The sequence below is a fragment of the Xanthomonas sp. BRIP62411 genome (genome assembly GCF_003993525.1).
GTDB classification, from domain to species: Bacteria; Pseudomonadota; Gammaproteobacteria; order Xanthomonadales; family Xanthomonadaceae; genus Xanthomonas; species Xanthomonas euroxanthea.
Window position 1 is genome coordinate 144,321 of the sequence record NZ_QEZI01000026.1, and the last position, 16,731, is coordinate 161,051.

Annotated in this window: 14 protein-coding genes and 1 other RNA gene; 9 read left to right on the top strand and 6 right to left on the bottom strand. The window is 67.0% G+C overall.

From position 1 onward, the window contains the following. Positions 1-167: 167 nt before the first annotated feature. Entirely contained in the window at positions 168-1,967 is a 1,800-nt protein-coding gene (locus EO139_RS19255; RefSeq protein ID WP_126972019.1) for a chloride channel protein, read from the top strand. A 413-nt stretch (positions 1,968-2,380) separates the two neighbouring features. Then, complete coding sequence (locus tag EO139_RS19260; protein WP_241235983.1) at positions 2,381-3,859, top strand: SulP family inorganic anion transporter; 1,479 nt, start codon at positions 2,381-2,383, stop codon at positions 3,857-3,859. Here EO139_RS19260 and EO139_RS19265 read toward each other — a convergent pair. Continuing rightward, complete coding sequence (locus tag EO139_RS19265) at positions 3,812-4,057, bottom strand: hypothetical protein (protein WP_126972021.1); 246 nt, start codon at positions 4,055-4,057, stop codon at positions 3,812-3,814. The genes EO139_RS19260 and EO139_RS19265 overlap by 48 nt on opposite strands. 178 nt (positions 4,058-4,235) lie before the next feature. Here EO139_RS19265 and EO139_RS19270 point away from each other — a divergent pair, with 178 nt between their 5' ends. From EO139_RS19270 to EO139_RS19285, 4 genes are all read left to right on the top strand, one after another. Further along, on the top strand, positions 4,236-4,445 hold the full coding sequence (locus EO139_RS19270) for a hypothetical protein (protein ID WP_119128246.1): 210 nt from the start codon (positions 4,236-4,238) through the stop codon (positions 4,443-4,445). 123 nt (positions 4,446-4,568) lie between these two features. Then, a complete protein-coding gene (locus EO139_RS19275) occupies positions 4,569-4,802 on the top strand; it encodes a DUF1653 domain-containing protein (protein ID WP_104650156.1) in 234 nt (77 codons plus the stop codon). A gap of 51 nt (positions 4,803-4,853) precedes the next feature. Then, complete coding sequence (locus EO139_RS19280) at positions 4,854-5,192, top strand: hypothetical protein (protein WP_126972023.1); 339 nt, start codon at positions 4,854-4,856, stop codon at positions 5,190-5,192. A 157-nt stretch (positions 5,193-5,349) separates the two neighbouring features. Then, a non-coding RNA gene (locus EO139_RS19285) (sX9 sRNA) lies at positions 5,350-5,426 on the top strand. A 40-nt stretch (positions 5,427-5,466) separates the two neighbouring features. Here EO139_RS19285 and EO139_RS19290 read toward each other — a convergent pair. From EO139_RS19290 to EO139_RS19310, 5 genes are all read right to left on the bottom strand, one after another. Then, positions 5,467-6,204: a DNA/RNA non-specific endonuclease gene (locus tag EO139_RS19290; RefSeq protein ID WP_104650158.1), complete on the bottom strand. Its 738-nt coding sequence runs from the start codon at positions 6,202-6,204 to the stop codon at positions 5,467-5,469. Between the two features lie 584 nt (positions 6,205-6,788). Further along, entirely contained in the window at positions 6,789-8,921 is a 2,133-nt protein-coding gene (locus EO139_RS19295; protein WP_104583170.1) for a methyl-accepting chemotaxis protein, read from the bottom strand. Beyond that, positions 8,918-9,346 carry a substrate-binding domain-containing protein gene (locus EO139_RS19300; protein WP_104583171.1) on the bottom strand — a complete coding sequence of 143 codons (429 nt, stop codon included), beginning with the start codon at positions 9,344-9,346 and terminating at the stop codon, positions 8,918-8,920. The genes EO139_RS19295 and EO139_RS19300 overlap by 4 nt, the downstream gene beginning before the upstream one ends. Positions 9,347-9,356: 10 nt before the next feature. Beyond that, the gene (locus tag EO139_RS19305; protein WP_104583172.1) at positions 9,357-10,526 is read right to left on the bottom strand and encodes a hypothetical protein; all 1,170 of its coding nucleotides are present in this window, start codon (positions 10,524-10,526) and stop codon (positions 9,357-9,359) included. 541 nt (positions 10,527-11,067) lie between these two features. Then, positions 11,068-12,855 carry a M14 family metallopeptidase gene (locus EO139_RS19310; RefSeq protein ID WP_241235984.1) on the bottom strand — a complete coding sequence of 596 codons (1,788 nt, stop codon included), beginning with the start codon at positions 12,853-12,855 and terminating at the stop codon, positions 11,068-11,070. A gap of 416 nt (positions 12,856-13,271) precedes the next feature. Here EO139_RS19310 and EO139_RS19315 point away from each other — a divergent pair, with 416 nt between their 5' ends. From EO139_RS19315 to EO139_RS19325, 3 genes are read left to right on the top strand one after another with little or no spacing between them, the layout of a single operon-like run. Continuing rightward, complete coding sequence (locus EO139_RS19315; RefSeq protein WP_126972026.1) at positions 13,272-14,012, top strand: ABC transporter ATP-binding protein; 741 nt, start codon at positions 13,272-13,274, stop codon at positions 14,010-14,012. Next, positions 14,009-15,445 carry a DUF3526 domain-containing protein gene (locus EO139_RS19320; protein WP_126972028.1) on the top strand — a complete coding sequence of 479 codons (1,437 nt, stop codon included), beginning with the start codon at positions 14,009-14,011 and terminating at the stop codon, positions 15,443-15,445. The genes EO139_RS19315 and EO139_RS19320 overlap by 4 nt, the downstream gene beginning before the upstream one ends. Continuing rightward, positions 15,445-16,713: a DUF3526 domain-containing protein gene (locus EO139_RS19325; protein ID WP_126972030.1), complete on the top strand. Its 1,269-nt coding sequence runs from the start codon at positions 15,445-15,447 to the stop codon at positions 16,711-16,713. Before EO139_RS19320 ends, EO139_RS19325 begins: the two co-directional genes overlap by 1 nt. Positions 16,714-16,731: the final 18 nt, after the last annotated feature.

Sequence of the window (16,731 nt, forward strand, 5' to 3'; positions counted from 1 at the left end):
GCGCGCCGTCCCCCGGCGCGTGGCCTGCGCCCGCTGCGCCGCCGTGTTCGTTGCGTGCCCTGCCGCGGCCAGACTGCGGCAGGTCAGCCAGGTTGCTGCACACTAGGCCGCATCGCTGACGTCTCCCCGCGCGCCGGCACCCTGATCCGGCGGAGCGCTGGTCTTCCATGCAGCCATTTCCTCACAACCCCACGCATGTCGTGCATCCGGCAGTCGCATCCTGGCGCCGGCCGCTGGGGTGGTTGCGCCGGCAATTGCGCGCCAACGATCTGTGGTTCATCGGGCTGGCAGCCGTGGTGGGGCTGATCGCCGCGGCACTGATGGTGGTACAGGCCGGTATTGCGCACGCACTGCAGGCCTGGCTGTACACGCTCGCGCCGGGCGAGCGGCTCAGCACCGCCGAAGCGATCACCACCACCCAGTTGCTGGTGTTGCCGCTGGGCGGCCTGTTGGTGGGCCTGGTGGCCTTGCTGGCGCGGCGGCGGAAGCGGCCGCTGGTGGATGCGGTGGAAGCCAATGCCCTGCACGGCGGGCGGATGTCGATGCGCGACAACCTGATCGTTGCGGTGCAGACGCTGCTGTCCAACGGCGTTGGTGCGTCGGTGGGGCTGGAGGCGACCTATACGCAGATGGGCGCGGGCGCAGGGTCGCAGCTGGGCCGTGTGTTGCGGGTCCGCCGGGCCGACATGCGCACGCTGGTCGGTGCCGGTGCGGCCGGTGCGATCGCCGGTGCGTTCGGGGCGCCACTGGCCGGTGCGTTCTACGCATTCGAGATCGTGATCGGCGCCTACACGCCCTCGGCGCTTGCGCCGGTGGCCGCAGCGGCATTGGCCGGCGCGTTCATGGCCAACGCGCTCGGTGCCGCGCCGTATTCGTTGCCGGCGGCGGTGGCCTATCAATTGCAGCCGCGCGACTATGCGATCTACATTGCGCTGGGGCTGACCTGCGCGTTGATCGGCATCGCGGTGATGCGGCTGGTGGCCGGTATCGAACGCGCCGTGGGGCGGATCGCGCTGCCGATCTGGGGCCGCCCGGTGGTAGGCGGGTTGCTGCTGATTCCGCTGGCGATGTATTCGCCGCAGGTGCTGTCGTCGGGACATGGCGCCCTGCACCTGGACCTGACCAGCAGCAGCACGCTGCAGGTACTGGCCGGTGTGCTGGTGCTCAAATGCATCGCGTCGGGCATCTCGCTGGGTTTCGGCTTCCGTGGCGGCCTGTTCTTCGCTTCGCTGTTCATGGGCTCGCTGGTGGGCAGCCTGTTTGCGGTATTCCTGAACCTGCTGGTCGGCGCCGCGGCGGTGGATATCACCAGCGCCTCGTTGGTGGGCATGGCCGCGTTGGCGGCAGCCATTGTCGGTGCGCCGATGACGATGGCCATGCTGATCCTGGAAGGCACGCACGACTTTGTGCTGGCGAGCGCGGTGATGGTGGCGGTGCTGGTGGCCAATACGGTGGTGCGCCAGGTGTTTGGCTATTCGTTCTCCACCTGGCGCCTGCATCTGCGTGGCGAAAACATCCGCAGTGCACGCGACGTGGGCTGGGTGCGCAATCTGTCGGCCGGCAAGATGATGCGCAAGGACGCCAACCACACCGCGCACGACACCACGGTGAGCGAGTTTCGCCGGCGGTTTCCGTTGGGGTCCACGCAGCGCGTGGTGCTGGAAGACGCCGCCGGCCATTACGCCGGTGTGGTGCCGCTGGCGGTGCTGTATGCGGACAACGTGCAGGCCGATGCGCCGGTAAGCAACTACGCCAGCCACCGCGATGCGGCATTGCTGGCAGACACCGACATCGTGGCGGTGATGAAGGTCTTCGACGCCACGCAGGCCGATGAGCTGGCGGTGATCGATGCCCAACGCAAGGTGCTGGGCGTGTTGTCGGAAAGCTTCGTGCGCAAGCGCTATGCCGAGGAACTGGAAAAGCGCGAGCGCGAACTGATGGGCGAGCGTGTGCTCGGCGATGACTGAGCCACGCGCTGCCGGCAGCGGCTGAAGCGACAGGGCGCGTGCTGGTCCGGCACATCCACCGAATGTAGCCGGCGTCTCCGGCAATGCCCTGCGCCCGCGACGCATGCAGCTTGCCCCGCGCCAGCGGCACCATGCGATACCAGCACGCATCTTCCAGCGGCCTGGTTGGTGGTGCTCCGGCATCGGCAGCGTTGCCCGGCTTCGACTGCTCGATGTGCATGCGCAGCAGCGCGCCATCGGTTGTGCACACCGACATCAGCGCGTTAGCATGAAGCTTCGTCCAGCGCGATTTCCTCCGACACATGACACCACCCTGACCTAAGGCATCACGCGCTCGCAGTTGCTGCGAAGGTCCAGGTGTTTGACGTTCATGTCGTCGCGCCGTGTGTTTGCCGGTGCGCGGAGGCGTTTCAATGTCCAGAGTTTTCTCGTTGCGCCAGCAATGGCTCGGCAACGTGCGTGGCGATGTGCTCGCCGGCATCGTGGTCGCGCTTGCGCTGATTCCCGAAGCCATCGCGTTTTCGATCATTGCCGGTGTCGACCCCAAGGTCGGGCTGTACGCAGCGTTCTGCATTGCGGTGGTGACTTCCATCGCCGGGGGCCGGCCCGGGATGATTTCGGCCGCCACCGGCGCAATGGCGTTGTTGATGGTGGACCTGGTCAGGGAACACGGGCTGCAGTATCTGCTGGCGGCCACCGTGCTGGCCGGCGTGCTGCAGCTGATCGCGGCGGCATTGCGCCTGGGTGCATTGATGCGCTTTGTCTCGCGCTCGGTGATCACCGGCTTCGTCAATGCGTTGGCGATCCTGATCTTCCTGGCGCAGCTGCCGGAGCTGGTCGGCATGCCATGGCCGGTGCATGCGGTGTGTGCGGCGGGCCTGGCCATCATCTATCTGCTGCCGCGCTTCACCACGGCGATTCCCTCGCCGCTGGTCGCCATCGTGGTGCTGACGGCGGTGTGCGCGTATTGGCACATCGACATCCGCAACGTGGGCGACATGGGCCGTCTGCCCGACAGCCTGCCGGTGTTCCTGCTGCCGGACGTGCCGCTGACGTGGGACAGCGTCCGCATCCTGCTGCCGGTGTCGACGACGCTGGCCGTGGTGGGCCTGCTGGAGTCGCTGATGACCGCACAGATTGTCGAAGACCTCACCGACACCCCGTCGCAGCGCAATCGCGAATGCGCAGGCCAGGGACTGGCGAACCTGCTGGCCGGGTGCTTCGGTGGCATGGCCGGCTGCGCGATGATCGGGCAATCGGTGATCAACGTGCGCTCGGGCGGACGCGGGCGCCTGTCGTGCCTGGTGGCCGGCGTCGTCCTGCTGTTGATGGTGGTGTATGGCGCGCCCTGGGTGCGCCAGATTCCGATGGCGGCACTGGTGGCGGTGATGATCATGGTCAGCATCGGCACCTTCAGCTGGGGCTCGCTACGCGATCTGCGCACGCACCCGGGGAGTTCGTCGGTGGTGATGCTGGGCACCGTCGTGGTCACGGTGTGGACGCACGATCTGGCCCGCGGCGTGCTGGCCGGGGTGCTGCTGTCGGCGTTGTTCTTTGCGCGCAAGGTCGGGCGCATGTTGCAGGTGCAGGCCAGCGATCGTGACGACGGAGTGCGCGTGTATGCGGTGCGCGGCCAGGTGTTCTTTGCATCGGCCGGGCAGTTCGTGGCCAGCTTCGATTTCCCGGGCACGCCGCCCAAGGTGCTGATCGATCTGAGCCACGCGCACTTCTGGGACATCAGCGCGGTGGCGGCGCTGGATCGGGTGGTGTTCAAGCTGCGCGCGCACGGCGCCGAGGTCGAGGTGATGGGCGTGAATCAGGCCAGCGACACGCTGATCGACACCCTAGGGACCCATCGGCGCGATGGCGCGCGCCTGCAGCTGGGGCACTGAGTTCTGCTGCTCGTGCGCGGCCCGCTCGACCACTGGCGCGGCCGTGTGGCGCGCATGTTCGTCCAGCAACGCGGACAGGCGACGGTGGCAGTCGCGGAAGGCCAGCGCGGAGGCCGGCATGTCGCAGGCATCGAAGGTGCTGGCCTCGGCTTTCCAGGCGGCGAGCAGGTTTTCCAGGTTGCGGATCAAGCTCGGCATGCGGGTGGCTCCGTGGGCGTTTTCATCAGTACGGCCACAGGCACCGGCCGGATGCGGTGGCGCCCGCTCGGCTCAGGCGTGGCCGGCATGGGCTGCGCTGCGATCGTGCAGGACACACGTGCACGTCACATCGGCGGGAGGAGGGTGGCCGTGCGGTCTTTCACCGCTGGAGCTGACCATGAGCAACGACGAAAACGGCAATCGCGGCGTGGACGATCCGACCCCGCCCAATGGCGTCAAGGCGCCGGGCAGGGATACTGCGCCAATCCAGGAAGGGCCTGCGCAGGACAGCGAGATCGATGACGACGATGGCATCGAGGACCCGGTGGAGGACGATAGCGACCTGGGCGATGAAGACGAAGAGGACGAAGAGGACGACGACCAGTAAGCACGTCGCGGCGTTGTCCGCGCCGTGCATCGGTGACACCCGCATGCCGCCGGTTGCGCGGCATGTGCTGGCTGTCGCGGACCGGGCTGCCTAGACTTGGGGGCTGCCCATCCTGTGACATCCATGGACACCTCTCTGTCGCCATTACCCAGCATCGCGTTGGGCCAGTACCGCCACTTCAAGGGCGGCCGTTATGACGTGCTCGGCGTCGTGCGCTGCAGCGAGACGCTGGCCCCGCTGGTGCTCTACCGCCCGTTGGACAGCGATGTCGGTCTGTGGGTGCGGCCGTATGCGATGTTCGTCGCGCAGGTCGAGGTGGACGGCGTTGCGCGTCCCCGCTTTGCGCGGGTCGAGTAGGCGCGGCTTGGCCTGCCCAACGTCACGGGGTTGTTTGCGAGTGCGTTGGCAATGACGGCCGCCACTGCGCCCGTCACCACGCCCGATGGCCGGTATCTGATCGTGCGTGGCCGGCTCTGGCGTACCGCCAACCCGCATCTGCGCGAAGACGTGCGTGCCGGGCTGGTCGGCGCGTTGATGGATGCGCGGCGCGCGGTCAAGGCGGCCAGGCGCGATGACGATGCCGGGCGGCTGGCCACGGCGCGTGCGGCGGTGGACCGTGCCAAGACGGCGCTGGGAGAGCGCGGCCCGGTGTGGTGGAGCGATGGCGCAAAGGACTTCAATCGGCATCTGGTCAAGAACACGCCCTACGCGGACTGGTTTGCGGCGCTTGCCGCGTCCGATGCCTGAGTGCGCGTTGCGGCGGGCCATGCGTGGCGCTGCCTGCAACGACAAGGCCCGGGAATCCCGGACCTTGTCTGCTGGATCACACGCCCCGCGATGGAGCGCGGCTGGCCAGGCTGCTGCGCTCAGCGCCAGGCGGGCACGGCCGGTGCCCGGCATCGGCAAGGGCCATGCGGACACTCCGGTTCCGGGCGCGCCGTCCGCACCCACCTGACGATTGCTCGCAACATGGCGTCAGCCGCTGTTGATCGACGCGGCGAGAGACGCGCGCAGCCCGCGCTCAGCCCAGGTCGCAATTGCTCGGCTGCGGCCAGGTGGTGGCGGGCAGCATGGCCTTGACGTCGGCCGGTGCGGTGATGCCGATGGTGCTGGCGCCGTAGAGGTCTTCCAGTTCGTCGATGCTGACGATGTAGCTGTCCAGCGAACCGAGGTTGGCGCTGTTGGGAATCAGCCAGCTGATCGCGCGGGTGCCGCCGCCGGGGTTGGCGGTGATGATCGTCTTCCAGAAGAAATCCGGGGTGCGGATGCCGTGGCTGCTCAGGAAGTAATCGTTGGTGGTGTCGCTGTAGATCACTCCGCCGTAGACCTGCACGCTGGCGATGTCGCGATAACACTCGGCCACGTTTTCCGCGCGCACCCAAATGCCCTGATTGAAGCTGGCCACCTGCGGCACTATGTTGGACATCAGGTTGGCGCGACGGATGTAGGTCGCGTTGTAGTCCATGTGGTTGGAGGTCACCAGGTGGCCGCGATCGTAGCCGGTGCGCACGCTGGCGTAGGAGGCCGTGGAGGTCTGGCCGGCGCAGCCGCTGGGCAGTTCGGTATCCAGATTGAAGCTGGACGGACGCGCCGCCGAACCGGTATCGGCCTGCAGGACGTACTCATAGCGCAACGCGGTGTGGTTGGTGCAGTCGTAGCGCAAGGTATAGCCCCCCTTGTTGAGGGTGACGACCTGGGCGTTTGCGCTGGCACTGGCAGCGGTGAAGAGCAGGACGGCGAAGAAAGTCCGGAAGCGCATGGGTGTGAATCTCCTGGAAATCAATCGGACGCACGAGGCCACCGCCGGCTGCCGGGGGGCAGATCGACGCTCAGCGGAACGCGCGCTGGATGGGGGACAGTTGGCTCGGTGTTCAGCGAGCGCGACAGCTATCGCACGCAAATGTTGCTTGGTGGTGACGTAGCCGTGAGGACTGTGCGGTCGCGCCACTTTTTTCCGCAGAACTGTGATCTGTTTTGCGCATTGTTCGGCATATGACCCGGCAGGCGATAAGCACAGGGGTATGCATAGAGTGCGCAGACGCGCCTTCCGGACCGGGCTTTCGCGATGGCGCGCCGTTGGGCCATCGGCAAAGCGCGGTCGCGGGTGTCGGACAACCCCGCATGTCCAGGTCGGGTAAGCCAGCGCTGGCTGGCAGGTGGAGCACGCCGGGAGCGACGTCGGGACACCGCACCGATCGTCCTCGGTGCGCCATGCGCATGGCGCTACGTGAAACGACGCCGGATCACCCCCGTGTCTGCCGCCTGGGAATACAGGAACCCCCCTTCTGCAGTCCATGCAGAAGAGGGGCGTCGGGGACATCGCGGGACGATCCGGTCGATCGCCTATGCGGCGTCTCGTTCCAGCTGCTGCGCGCCGGCAGGCTCCAGCTGGAACAGCGAGACCAACTGGGTCAGGGTGCTGGACTGCTTCTCCATCGCCCGGGCCGCTGCCATGGCCTCTTCCACCAGCGCTGCATTCTGCTGGGTGGTTTCGTCCATCTGGATCACCGTCTGGTTGACCTGTTCGATACCGGCCGATTGCTCGCTGGAGGCGGCGGTGATCTGGCCCATGATGTCGGTGACCCGGTTCACGCTGGCGACGATCTCGGTCATGGTGGTGCCGGCCTTGTGCACCAGCACCGAGCCTTCGGCCACCTTGCCCACCGAGGCGTCGATCAGCTCCTTGATCTCCCTGGCTGCAGCGGACGAGCGCTGGGCGAGCGTGCGCACTTCCGAGGCCACCACCGCAAAGCCACGGCCCTGTTCGCCGGCACGCGCCGCTTCCACGGCCGCGTTCAGGGCCAGGATATTGGTCTGGAAGGCGATGCCATCGATGACGGAAATGATCTCGGCGATCTTCTTCGATGAGGTTTCGATGCCCGACATGGTGCCGACCACCTGGCTGACCACCTCGCCGCCCTTGGAGGCCACACTGGCCGCACTGCGTGCCAGCTCGTTGGCCTGCAGCGCATGTTCGGCGTTCTGCCTGACGGTGGAGGTGAGCTCCTCCATCGAGGCGGCGGTCTCTTCCAGACTGGCTGCCTGCTGTTCGGTACGCCGCGACAGGTCCTGATTGCCGGCGGCGATTTCGCCGGCAGCGGTATCGATCTCGGACGAGGAGTGCTGGATGCGCCCGACGATGTCGGTCAGGCGGTCCACCGTGGTGTTGGCATCGTCGCGCATGCGCGCAAACACGCCGGCAAAGTCGCCGTGCATGCGCGTGGTCAGGTCGCCGCCGGCAATCGCCTGCAACACCTGCGACACCGCACCCAGGCTCTTGTCCGAGCTGCCCATCAGGTGATTGAGGTCCACCACGATCTGGCGGAAGTCATGCTCGAACGCGGTCTCGTCGCCACGTGCGCTGAAGTCGCCCGCGGCTGCGGCCGATGCCAGCCGCTTGATCTCGCCGTTGATCGACAGCAGGCTGGCCCGCACATCGTTGATCGATTGACTGATCACCGCCTTCTCGCCCGGCAACGGCTCCAGCTGCTGCGACAGGTCGCCGGCGGCATAGCGTTCGGTCAATGCAACGATCTGCATCGTCACCGCGATATGGCTGGACACCAGCGCATTGCTGGCACGCACCATGCTGCCGAATTCGCCGGGGAATTCCTGCTCGGCGATGCGGTGACTGACCATGCCGGCCTCGTGCCTGTCGCCCATCTCGGTCTGCGCCTGGATCACCCGACGCAGCTGGCGCTGCATGCTGTCCATCGCCTGCAGCAGCTGGCCGACCTCGTCGTTGCGGTCGATCGAGATGCTGTTGTCCAGCTTGCCCGAGGACACCGCGTGCGCAATGCCCACCGCACGGTTCAGTGGTTGGGTGATGGCGCGTGCCACGATCCAGCCGAAGGCGATGCACAGCACCGCACCGACCACACCCAGCACCAGCCCGCCGATGCTTGCCGCCACCGAGCTGTCCACCGCTTCCTGCACGGTGCCGCGGAAGCGCGCATCGGCGCGCTTCTGCATGGCGGTCAGGGTGGTGCGATAGGTCTCCAGTGCCGGCGCCATGGCGCTCATCTGCGCCGCGTCGGGTTCGCGCTGCTCCACGAACGCGGCGGCCACGCCCTGGGCCAGGCCGTAGTAGTCGTCGAACTGCTTGCCCAGCCGGGCAAGCTCCCTGGCATTGGCCGGATCGGCCTTCTGCAGTTTCACGTAGGAAGCGTGGATCTCTTCGGCCACCGGCTTGGTGGCCGCCAACATGTCGGCATCGCCGGCGGCAGCGGCGCCGTTGAGCCCGTTGATGAGCTTGTCCAGCGCAGCCACGTTGCGTGTCATGGCATCGAGCAGCGGGAAATGCACGTCGCGTACCGCTTCCAGGCGGTCGTTGTTGCGGTGGAACACCAGCGTACTGAAGGCCACATAGCTCGATAGGCAAAGGATCGCCACCGCGGCCGGCATCAGGATTTTCCAGAACAACGGTAGCGACAGGATGCGTCTCATGACGTGAGTCTCGAGCAGGTGGCGGGTCACGGCTTCAGGACGACCTTGACGCTCGGGTCGACTGCGCTGGCACTGATGTAGCCGATGGCGCCCGGCGTGGCGGCGACGGCCTTCTTGACCGCGTCGTCGCCGCTGACACGCTTGGGGCGCTGCGCCTTGCCGGTGAACATCAGCTGCGACCAGTACGACTTCAGCTGCGCCGAATCGCGCGAAGCGACTTTCTTGTAGAACTCATCGCGGGTGGCCACGCCTTCTTCCTGGTCGATCGGCACCGCTGCGCCGCCACCGGGCAGGCTGCTGGATTTGGCCAGGAAGATCTGCGACACCTGCGCGGCGCTGAGGCTGTCCGGGCCGCCCTTGGCCGCCATCACCACCACGACATCGGCATTGGCGCAGAACGCGGTCAGCGACAACGCGGCAAGCAGCGAGACTGCAAAACACTTGGAAATGGTCATGGGGGCTCTCTTAGAACACGAAGTCGACGGAGGCCGACAGCAGGTTGTAGCTGCCGCCCGGACGGAAGCCCGGCTGGATGTTGTTCAACGATCCGAACGAACCCGCGTTGTTGTTGATGTGGCTGGCCTGCAGCTTGAACGCAACGCTCTCACGCGCATCCCAACGCAACGCGGCGGTGAAGCTGTGACGGCCGCTCTCGGCTTGCGCCAGTGCGCGCGTCATCACGCCGACCGGATCCTGGCCGGGCGCGATGCTCGGGCCCTTGCGATCGACGTTGGCATAGGTGATCGATGGCGTCAGCGTGCCGAAGCGCCCGCCGACACTGAGATAGCCGGAGGTGGTCTTGCCGTTGAGCGAAGGCGAGTAATCGGCGCGGATCACTTCGCTGCGCAGGAACCAGTTGCCCGGATCGTAGGCATAACCCACGCTGGCAAAGCTGCCGTCCACGCCATAGGTGGTCAGGCGATCGGCCAGCGCGGGATTGATGCGCTGATAGGCCGAGAACAGGCGATCCAGCGACGGTGTGTCGAAGGTGCTGGTGCCGACGATGTAGCCGGCACGGAAGGTGGATGCGCCCGATTCCAGGCCGATGGCCAGACCGCGCAGCGCGTCCACGTCGGCCTTCTTGGAGTCGATGCGGCCATAGAAGCCCTGCACGCTGACCACGCTCTGCCCGGCGTTGATGGTGTAGACGCCTTCCACGCCGTCCATCGGCAGCAGATAGTTGTAGACCTCGTACGGCGGACGCACCCACGGCGTGGCGTAGCCGACGCGCTGGTATTCGGACAGCATGTACAGCGGCGCGGTGATGCGCCCCAGGCGCGCGGCGAACTGCGGGCCGAACTGATACTTCACGTGGGCCAGGGTGACCTTCGGCGTGTAATCGGCACGCTCGGCGTATTCGCTGGTCACCTGCAGCACGCCGGTGAACTTCTCGGTGAAGTTGGCGTTGACCTGGCCGGCAATGCGCGAGTCCGGGCGTGCCGAGGTGGAGTGACTGGCACCGGCACCTTCCACGGTCTGGATGTCGGGCGTGAAGTCGGCCTGGTCCTCGGTCGAATGCACCACACCCAGCGTGCCGAAGCCGCTGAAGGAAAACATCGCGTCCTGCTGCGCGTAGGCGCAGGTCGACGATGCCAGGGCGATGGCGCCACTGAGAAGCTTGACGGTCAATTTCATTGAAATCTCGGCTGGGTGGGTGATGGACGCAGCACCATCGATGGCGCGCGGGCAAAAACGGAGATGGGCGCCGTGACGCCCTGGAATGCGGTAGCGGCCGTCTGCATCGTTGCTTTAGCAGGATTTTTACAATCGGGATTGGCCGGTTAAGAATCCAACGCGCGTAAAAAAAACGGGCGATAGTTTTGCTCTATCGCGGCAATTGATTGGCGTGTTTGAAACAGCGGGTGTGACTATCTACGGACATAATCGTCCGCGTCGGTGGAACCCAGTAAGTGACACCAGCCACAGCGCGTTTTAGACGGCAGAAACCGGCATTTGCCACCTTTGCAGCGCGTGCGCGTGCAAAAAAAACGCCACGCACTGGCAGGCCAGGCGTGGCGTTGTTGAGTTACTTCGGGCAAACGCGCCAGTTACTTGGCGCGGGTGCGTTGCCGCTTTCGAAAGTCTGTTCGGCTACGTGCACGCGTCGCCAGATAACGGCTGACGCGCGACTGGAAACGGTTACTGCCGCCCCGTCTGCAACCGGCATGCGACATTTTCATTCTGCCAGCTGACGCCGCACCGGATAACGCCACCCGGTGATCGCCGCGTACGGCGAGCGCGCATAGATCCATTGCAGCCGCGCATCGCCATCGGCGCGGAAGGCGGCATCGTCTGCGAGCTTGCGTTCGAACGCGGCGCGCAGGGCGGCGTCGTTGTGCAGCACGCGCTCGGTGAAATCCACCAGCTCGGTGCCGTACAAGCCGCTGTCGGGGCTGCCGGCATTGCGAAAGCGTCCGCTGGCCAGCAGCGAGTCGCTGCTGGCCGGCTCCAGCAACGCGGCCGCCAGCATGCGCATCGGTTGATCGGCGGGCACGCGGACGCTGCCGGCGGGGAAGGCTTCGTCCGCCGCGTCGGTCTGCGCTGTCCGGGCACCGGCCTGGTTCACCACGCGGATCTGCTGCACCCTGAGCTGGCGCGGCTGTTGCAGGCGTTCGTAGGCGATGCCATGCGCCTGCAGCAGTGCGACCACATCGTCGTTGCCGGGCGGGATCCACCAGGCCAGCGGATAGCCTACGGCCTGGGTCTGGCGATAGCCGATCACCGGCATGGTCCAGGTTTCGTCGCGGCCTTCCCAGCGCAGTTCCTGCCGGCCGGTCACCGGCGAGAACGCGCGGGTATAGGTCACGCCCTGGAAGGGCACCTGGGCGATCGGCTGTGGCAGGCGTTCCCAGGCGACCATCAGCTCCTGCGGGCGGGCGGCGCGATCGGCGCGCTTGGCCGCAGCGATCTTTCTTGCATCGCGGCCAACCACGCGCACTGCTGCTTCCAGCAGCACATAGTCGCCCAGCACGCGCTGCCGGTACGACTTCAGGCGGTGGTTCTCCACCAGCACGGTGGGGATGCCGGCGAAGTCGCCATACCCGGTGGAATAGCGCGGCCCTTCCGGCGAGTAACGCAGGCCCGAGCGCGGCGCGTCTTCGTCGATGAGGCTGGGATAGATCGCAGGTGCATGGCCCTGGCTGCGCAGCGCGGTGTTCACCGCCGGCGTAAAGCGTTGTTGCAGCCAGTCGGCGGTGGCACGCGAGCGTGCGTAGGTGCCCCAGCCGGCAAAGGTGAAGGTGATGTCGTACTGATGATCCAGCCCGCCGCTGACATGCAGGTCGATGTACAGCACCGGGTCGAGGGTGTGCAGCAGCGCGACCATCGCGCGTGTTTCCGGCGCTTCCAGGTTGAGGTAGTCGCGGTTGAGATTGATGCCACGCGTGGTGGTGTTCCAGCCCATCTGTTGCGGGCCGCGCAAGGCCGCGCCGATCAGCGGGCCGCGTTGCTCGTGGCCATCGGGATTGAGGATGGGCACGAACACCAGATCCACCTGGTCGAGCAAGGTGTCCTTGCCGCGTTGGGCGATATCGCGCAGCAACATCAGGCCGGCATCCTTGCCATCGATCTCGCCGGCGTGGATGCCGGCCTGCGCCAGCACCACCGGCTTGCCGGGGGCGCCCTTGTGCGCGCGTACCAGCAGCAGGTCGCGGCCCTCGCTGCTCTTGCCGAAGACCTCCAACGACAGCAGCGGCGAGGCGGCGACCAGGCGTTCCAGCCAGGCGCGCGTTTCGTCGTAACTGGGCGTGCTGGCGAAATCGCTGCGCTCCGCCGGCGTGCTCCACGGATCGTCCGGCGGGGCGATCAACGCCTCGCTGGCCCCATGCCAAGCGCGCACCGGCGGGAGTGGCGCGCTGGTGTCGATGGACTGCGCACCCACCTGCGCGGCGGTGAACAGGGTTGCGGCGAGCAGGCCGGCAGCGGCACGCGTGGCGCCGCCGGCCGTGGTCGTGGTCTCGGCCATGGTGTTGTCGCGGGCGCGTGCGGGAAGGGACGAAGCGTGCGGAGCAAAGGGGCGCGTATCGGAAGTCATGTGGGACGTACGGGATCTCGATTGAGGGAGAAGACGTGGCAAGGCGTGCTGATCCTGCATGGCTGCGCCGGCACGGCGGCGGCGCTTGAAGAGCGCCGTGCCGCATCGCGGTTCCAGCTGCCTGCGTGCCTGGGTGGTGGGTCTCTCCAGGTGCAGACGCGCGTCGCAGGGACTGCCGAACACCTGCACGCACCGGGGGCGGTTGCGTAATACAGTAACATTTGACCGGCGGCGCTTGCTTTGACGGTCGCGGCGGCATCGGGCAGCTGTCGTCTCGCGATGACGGCGCATTCCAGGCCTCAATCGCAATGTGATAACGTATCATTTCGTCGAACTGCTGCCTTGCCATGCCTTCCAGTCCCCACGCCGCTCCCGCGATCTCGATCAGCAACCTCCATGTGGCCTATCGTGGCCGCGCCGTGCTGCAGGGGCTGGATCTGCAGGTCGCCTCCGGCAGCGTCTACGCCTTGCTGGGCGGCAATGGCGCCGGCAAGTCCTCCACGCTTTCCAGCCTGCTCGGTTTCGTCAAACCCAGCGCCGGCAGCCTGCGCATCGATGGCATCGACCCGGTCGCCGACCCCGGCGCCGCGCGTACGCGGCTGGCCTATCTGCCGGAAAACGTCGCGCTCTACGAGCACCTGAGCGCGCTGGAAAATGCCGACTACCTGCTGGCGCTGGCCGGCCAGCGCCGCAGCCAGGCCGAGATCGGCCAGGCGCTGGCCGCTGCCGGTCTGCAGGACGAGGCCTGGCGCCAGCGGCTGGCGGGGTTTTCCAAGGGCATGCGCCAGAAGGTGGCGATCGCGGTGGCCACGTTGCGCCGGGTGCCGGTGCTGCTGCTGGACGAGCCCACCTCCGGCCTGGACCCGCGCGCCATCGCCGACTTCAACCGGCTGGTCGGCAGCGTGCGCGAGCGTGGCGGCGCGGTGCTGATGGTGACCCACGACCTGCTCGGCGCAGTGGAGGTGGCCGACCGGATCGGATTCCTGGAACACGGGCGCATCGCCGGGGACATCGGTGCCGGCGACAGCGGCTTCGACGTGCGCACCTTGCATGCGCGCTTTACGCGCAACCAGGATCAGGCTGCATGAGTGCGGTGCTGTTGGTCGCGCGCGAAGAACTGCGTTACATGGCGCGCAATCGTTCCGCCGCCATCGGTGTGGTGCTGCTGATGCTGCTCACGCTGGTGGCGGCATTGACCGCTGCGCACCATCAGCGCGAGGTGGCCGCGTTCCGCGCGCGCCAGCAACTGGCCGCACAGCAGGCCTTCGAGGCGCAGCCGGACCGCCACCCCCATCGGGTGGTGCATTACGGCCATTTCATCTATCGCCCGCTGCCTGCATTGGCTGCGTTCGATGCCGGCGTGGACGCGTTCACCGGCAACAGCATGTTCCTGGAAGGCCACCGCCAGAACACCGCCAACTTCGGCGATGTGCGCCAGAGTTCGTTGCTGGTGCGCTTCGGACAACTGACGCCTGCGTTCGTGTTGCAGGTGCTGGCGCCGCTGCTGCTGGTGTTCCTGGGCTATGGCGCGGTGGCGCGCGAGCAGGAGACCGGCAACTTGCGTGCGCTGTTGTTGCAAGGTGCCACGCGCCGGCAATTGTTCGGCGGCAAATATCTGGCGCTTGCCGCGGTGGCGGCGGCCTGTTTATTGCCGGCCCTGGTCGGGCTGGTGCCGGTTGCGTTGTTGCCGGGCCAGGCGCTGCGGGTCGCACTGCTGGTACTGGCGTATGCGGTGTATCTGCTGGTGTGGTGCGCGCTGGTGCTGTCGGTGTCGATGCTGTGCCGGCGCGGCCGCGATGCGCTGCTGGTGTCGCTGGCGGTGTGGGTGTGGCTGGCCCTGCTGGTGCCGCGCCTGGCGCCGGATGTGGCCAGTGCGGCATATCGCCTGCCGACGCGGCTGGAAACCGATGTGGCGATCCAGCGCGACCTGCGCACCCTCGGCGACAGCCACAACCCGGATGACCCGCACTTTGCGCAGTTCAAGCAGCAGACGCTGGCGCGCTATGGCGTGCAGCGGGTGGAAGAGCTGCCGGTGAACTACAAGGGCCTGCTAGCGCTGGAAGGCGAGCGGCTGACATCGGGCCTGTTCGAGCGCTATGCCGCGCGCGATTCGGCCATCCAGCAGCAACAGAATCTGCTGGTGCGCACGTTCGCCTTGCTGAGCCCCACGGTTGCACTGCGCACGTTGTCGATGACGCTGGCGGAAACCGACCTGCGTGCGCACGAGCGGTTTCTCGCCCAGGCCGAGCGTTACCGCTACACGCTGGTGCAGCAGCTCAACCAGCTGCAGGCCGATGCGGTGAGCATGGCCGACGACACCGCGCAGGATGCCGGCGCCGACCAACGCAAGCGCATCTCCTCCGCGCATTGGCAGCAGATTCCGGTGTTCGCATTCCAGCCGCCGGCCACGACAGAGGTGCTGCGGGCCGCCGGCGCCGCGCTCGGCCTGGTCGCTGCCTGGCTGCTGGCTGCGCTGTGCCTGCTGGTCGCCGCGGGCCGGCGTGTGGGAGTGGCGCGCTGATGCTGCTGTGGAAATACGAACTGCTGCTGTTGCTGCGCGCACGCGCCGTGCTGGCCGGCTTGCTGTTGCTGGCGGTGCTGACCGTGTGCAGCCTGCTCTCCGGCCAGCATGTCATCGCCGCGCAGCGCGCCAACATCGCGCGCATCGCGGCGCTGCAACAGGAAGATATCGCGGCGGTGCAGGATTATGTGGCGCGCTCCAACGACGCGGGCAGCGCGGCCTACTACAGCTTCCACCCGACCTGGGACCTGCCCACGCCACTGGCATTTGCCGCGGTGGGCATGCGCGATGTCTCGCCCTACATCCTGCGTGTGCGCGCGCTGGGCCTGGAAGCGCAGATCCACGATGGCGACAGCTACAACCCGGAGCTGGCACTGGCCGGGCGCTTCGACTACGCCTTCGTGCTGGTGTTCCTGCTGCCCTTGTTCGTGATCGCACTGCTGTTCGATCTGCGCTCGGGTGAGCGCGAGGCCGGACGCGCGCGCATGCTGGCGGCGCTGCCGGGTGCGAGCACGGCGTTGCTGGTGCGGCGCGTGGTGGTGCGTGCAGCTGCGGTATTGGCCTGCCTGAGCGTGCCGTTTGTGATCGCGGCAAGTGTCAATGCGGTGCCGCTGCTGCAACAACTCGCGGTGCTGGCACTGACCTGCGCCTATCTGCTGTTCTGGGTGCTGCTGTCGGTGCTGGTCGGGCGCATCCATTGGCGCCCGGCCGCGCATGCCACCGCCCTGGCGACCTGCTGGGTGGTGCTGGCGCTGGTGGCGCCGGCGTTGGCGCATGTGGCGATCAACCAGGCGGTGCCGGTCAATCAAGGCAGCGAGATCGCGCGGCTGCAGCGCGAGGCGGTCAACCATGCCTGGGACATTCCACGCCAGGACACCATGCGGGCCTTCTACGCGCAGCACCCGCAGTGGGCCGATTCGGCGCCGCTGACCGGCGCGTTCCACTACAAGTGGTATTTCGCCTTCCACGAAAACGGCGATCAGCAGGTGGCGCCGCAGGTCGCGGCGTATCGCCAGGGCCTGCAGCGCCGCGAAGCGCTGGCGCAGCGCGTGGCCAGCGTCTTGCCGCCGGTGGCGCTGCAGGCCGCGCTGACGCGCCTGGCAGCCACCGACCTGCGTGCGCAACTGGCGTATCAGGATCGCATCCGCGCCTATCACCGTGCGCTGCGGACGTTCTATTACGGCTATCTGTTCCGCGACCGGCCATTCACGCGCGAGGACTTCGGGCGCGCGCCAGGTTTCGATGCAAGTGCCGATCCCGCGTCATAGCGGCTGCGTTTCACCCCT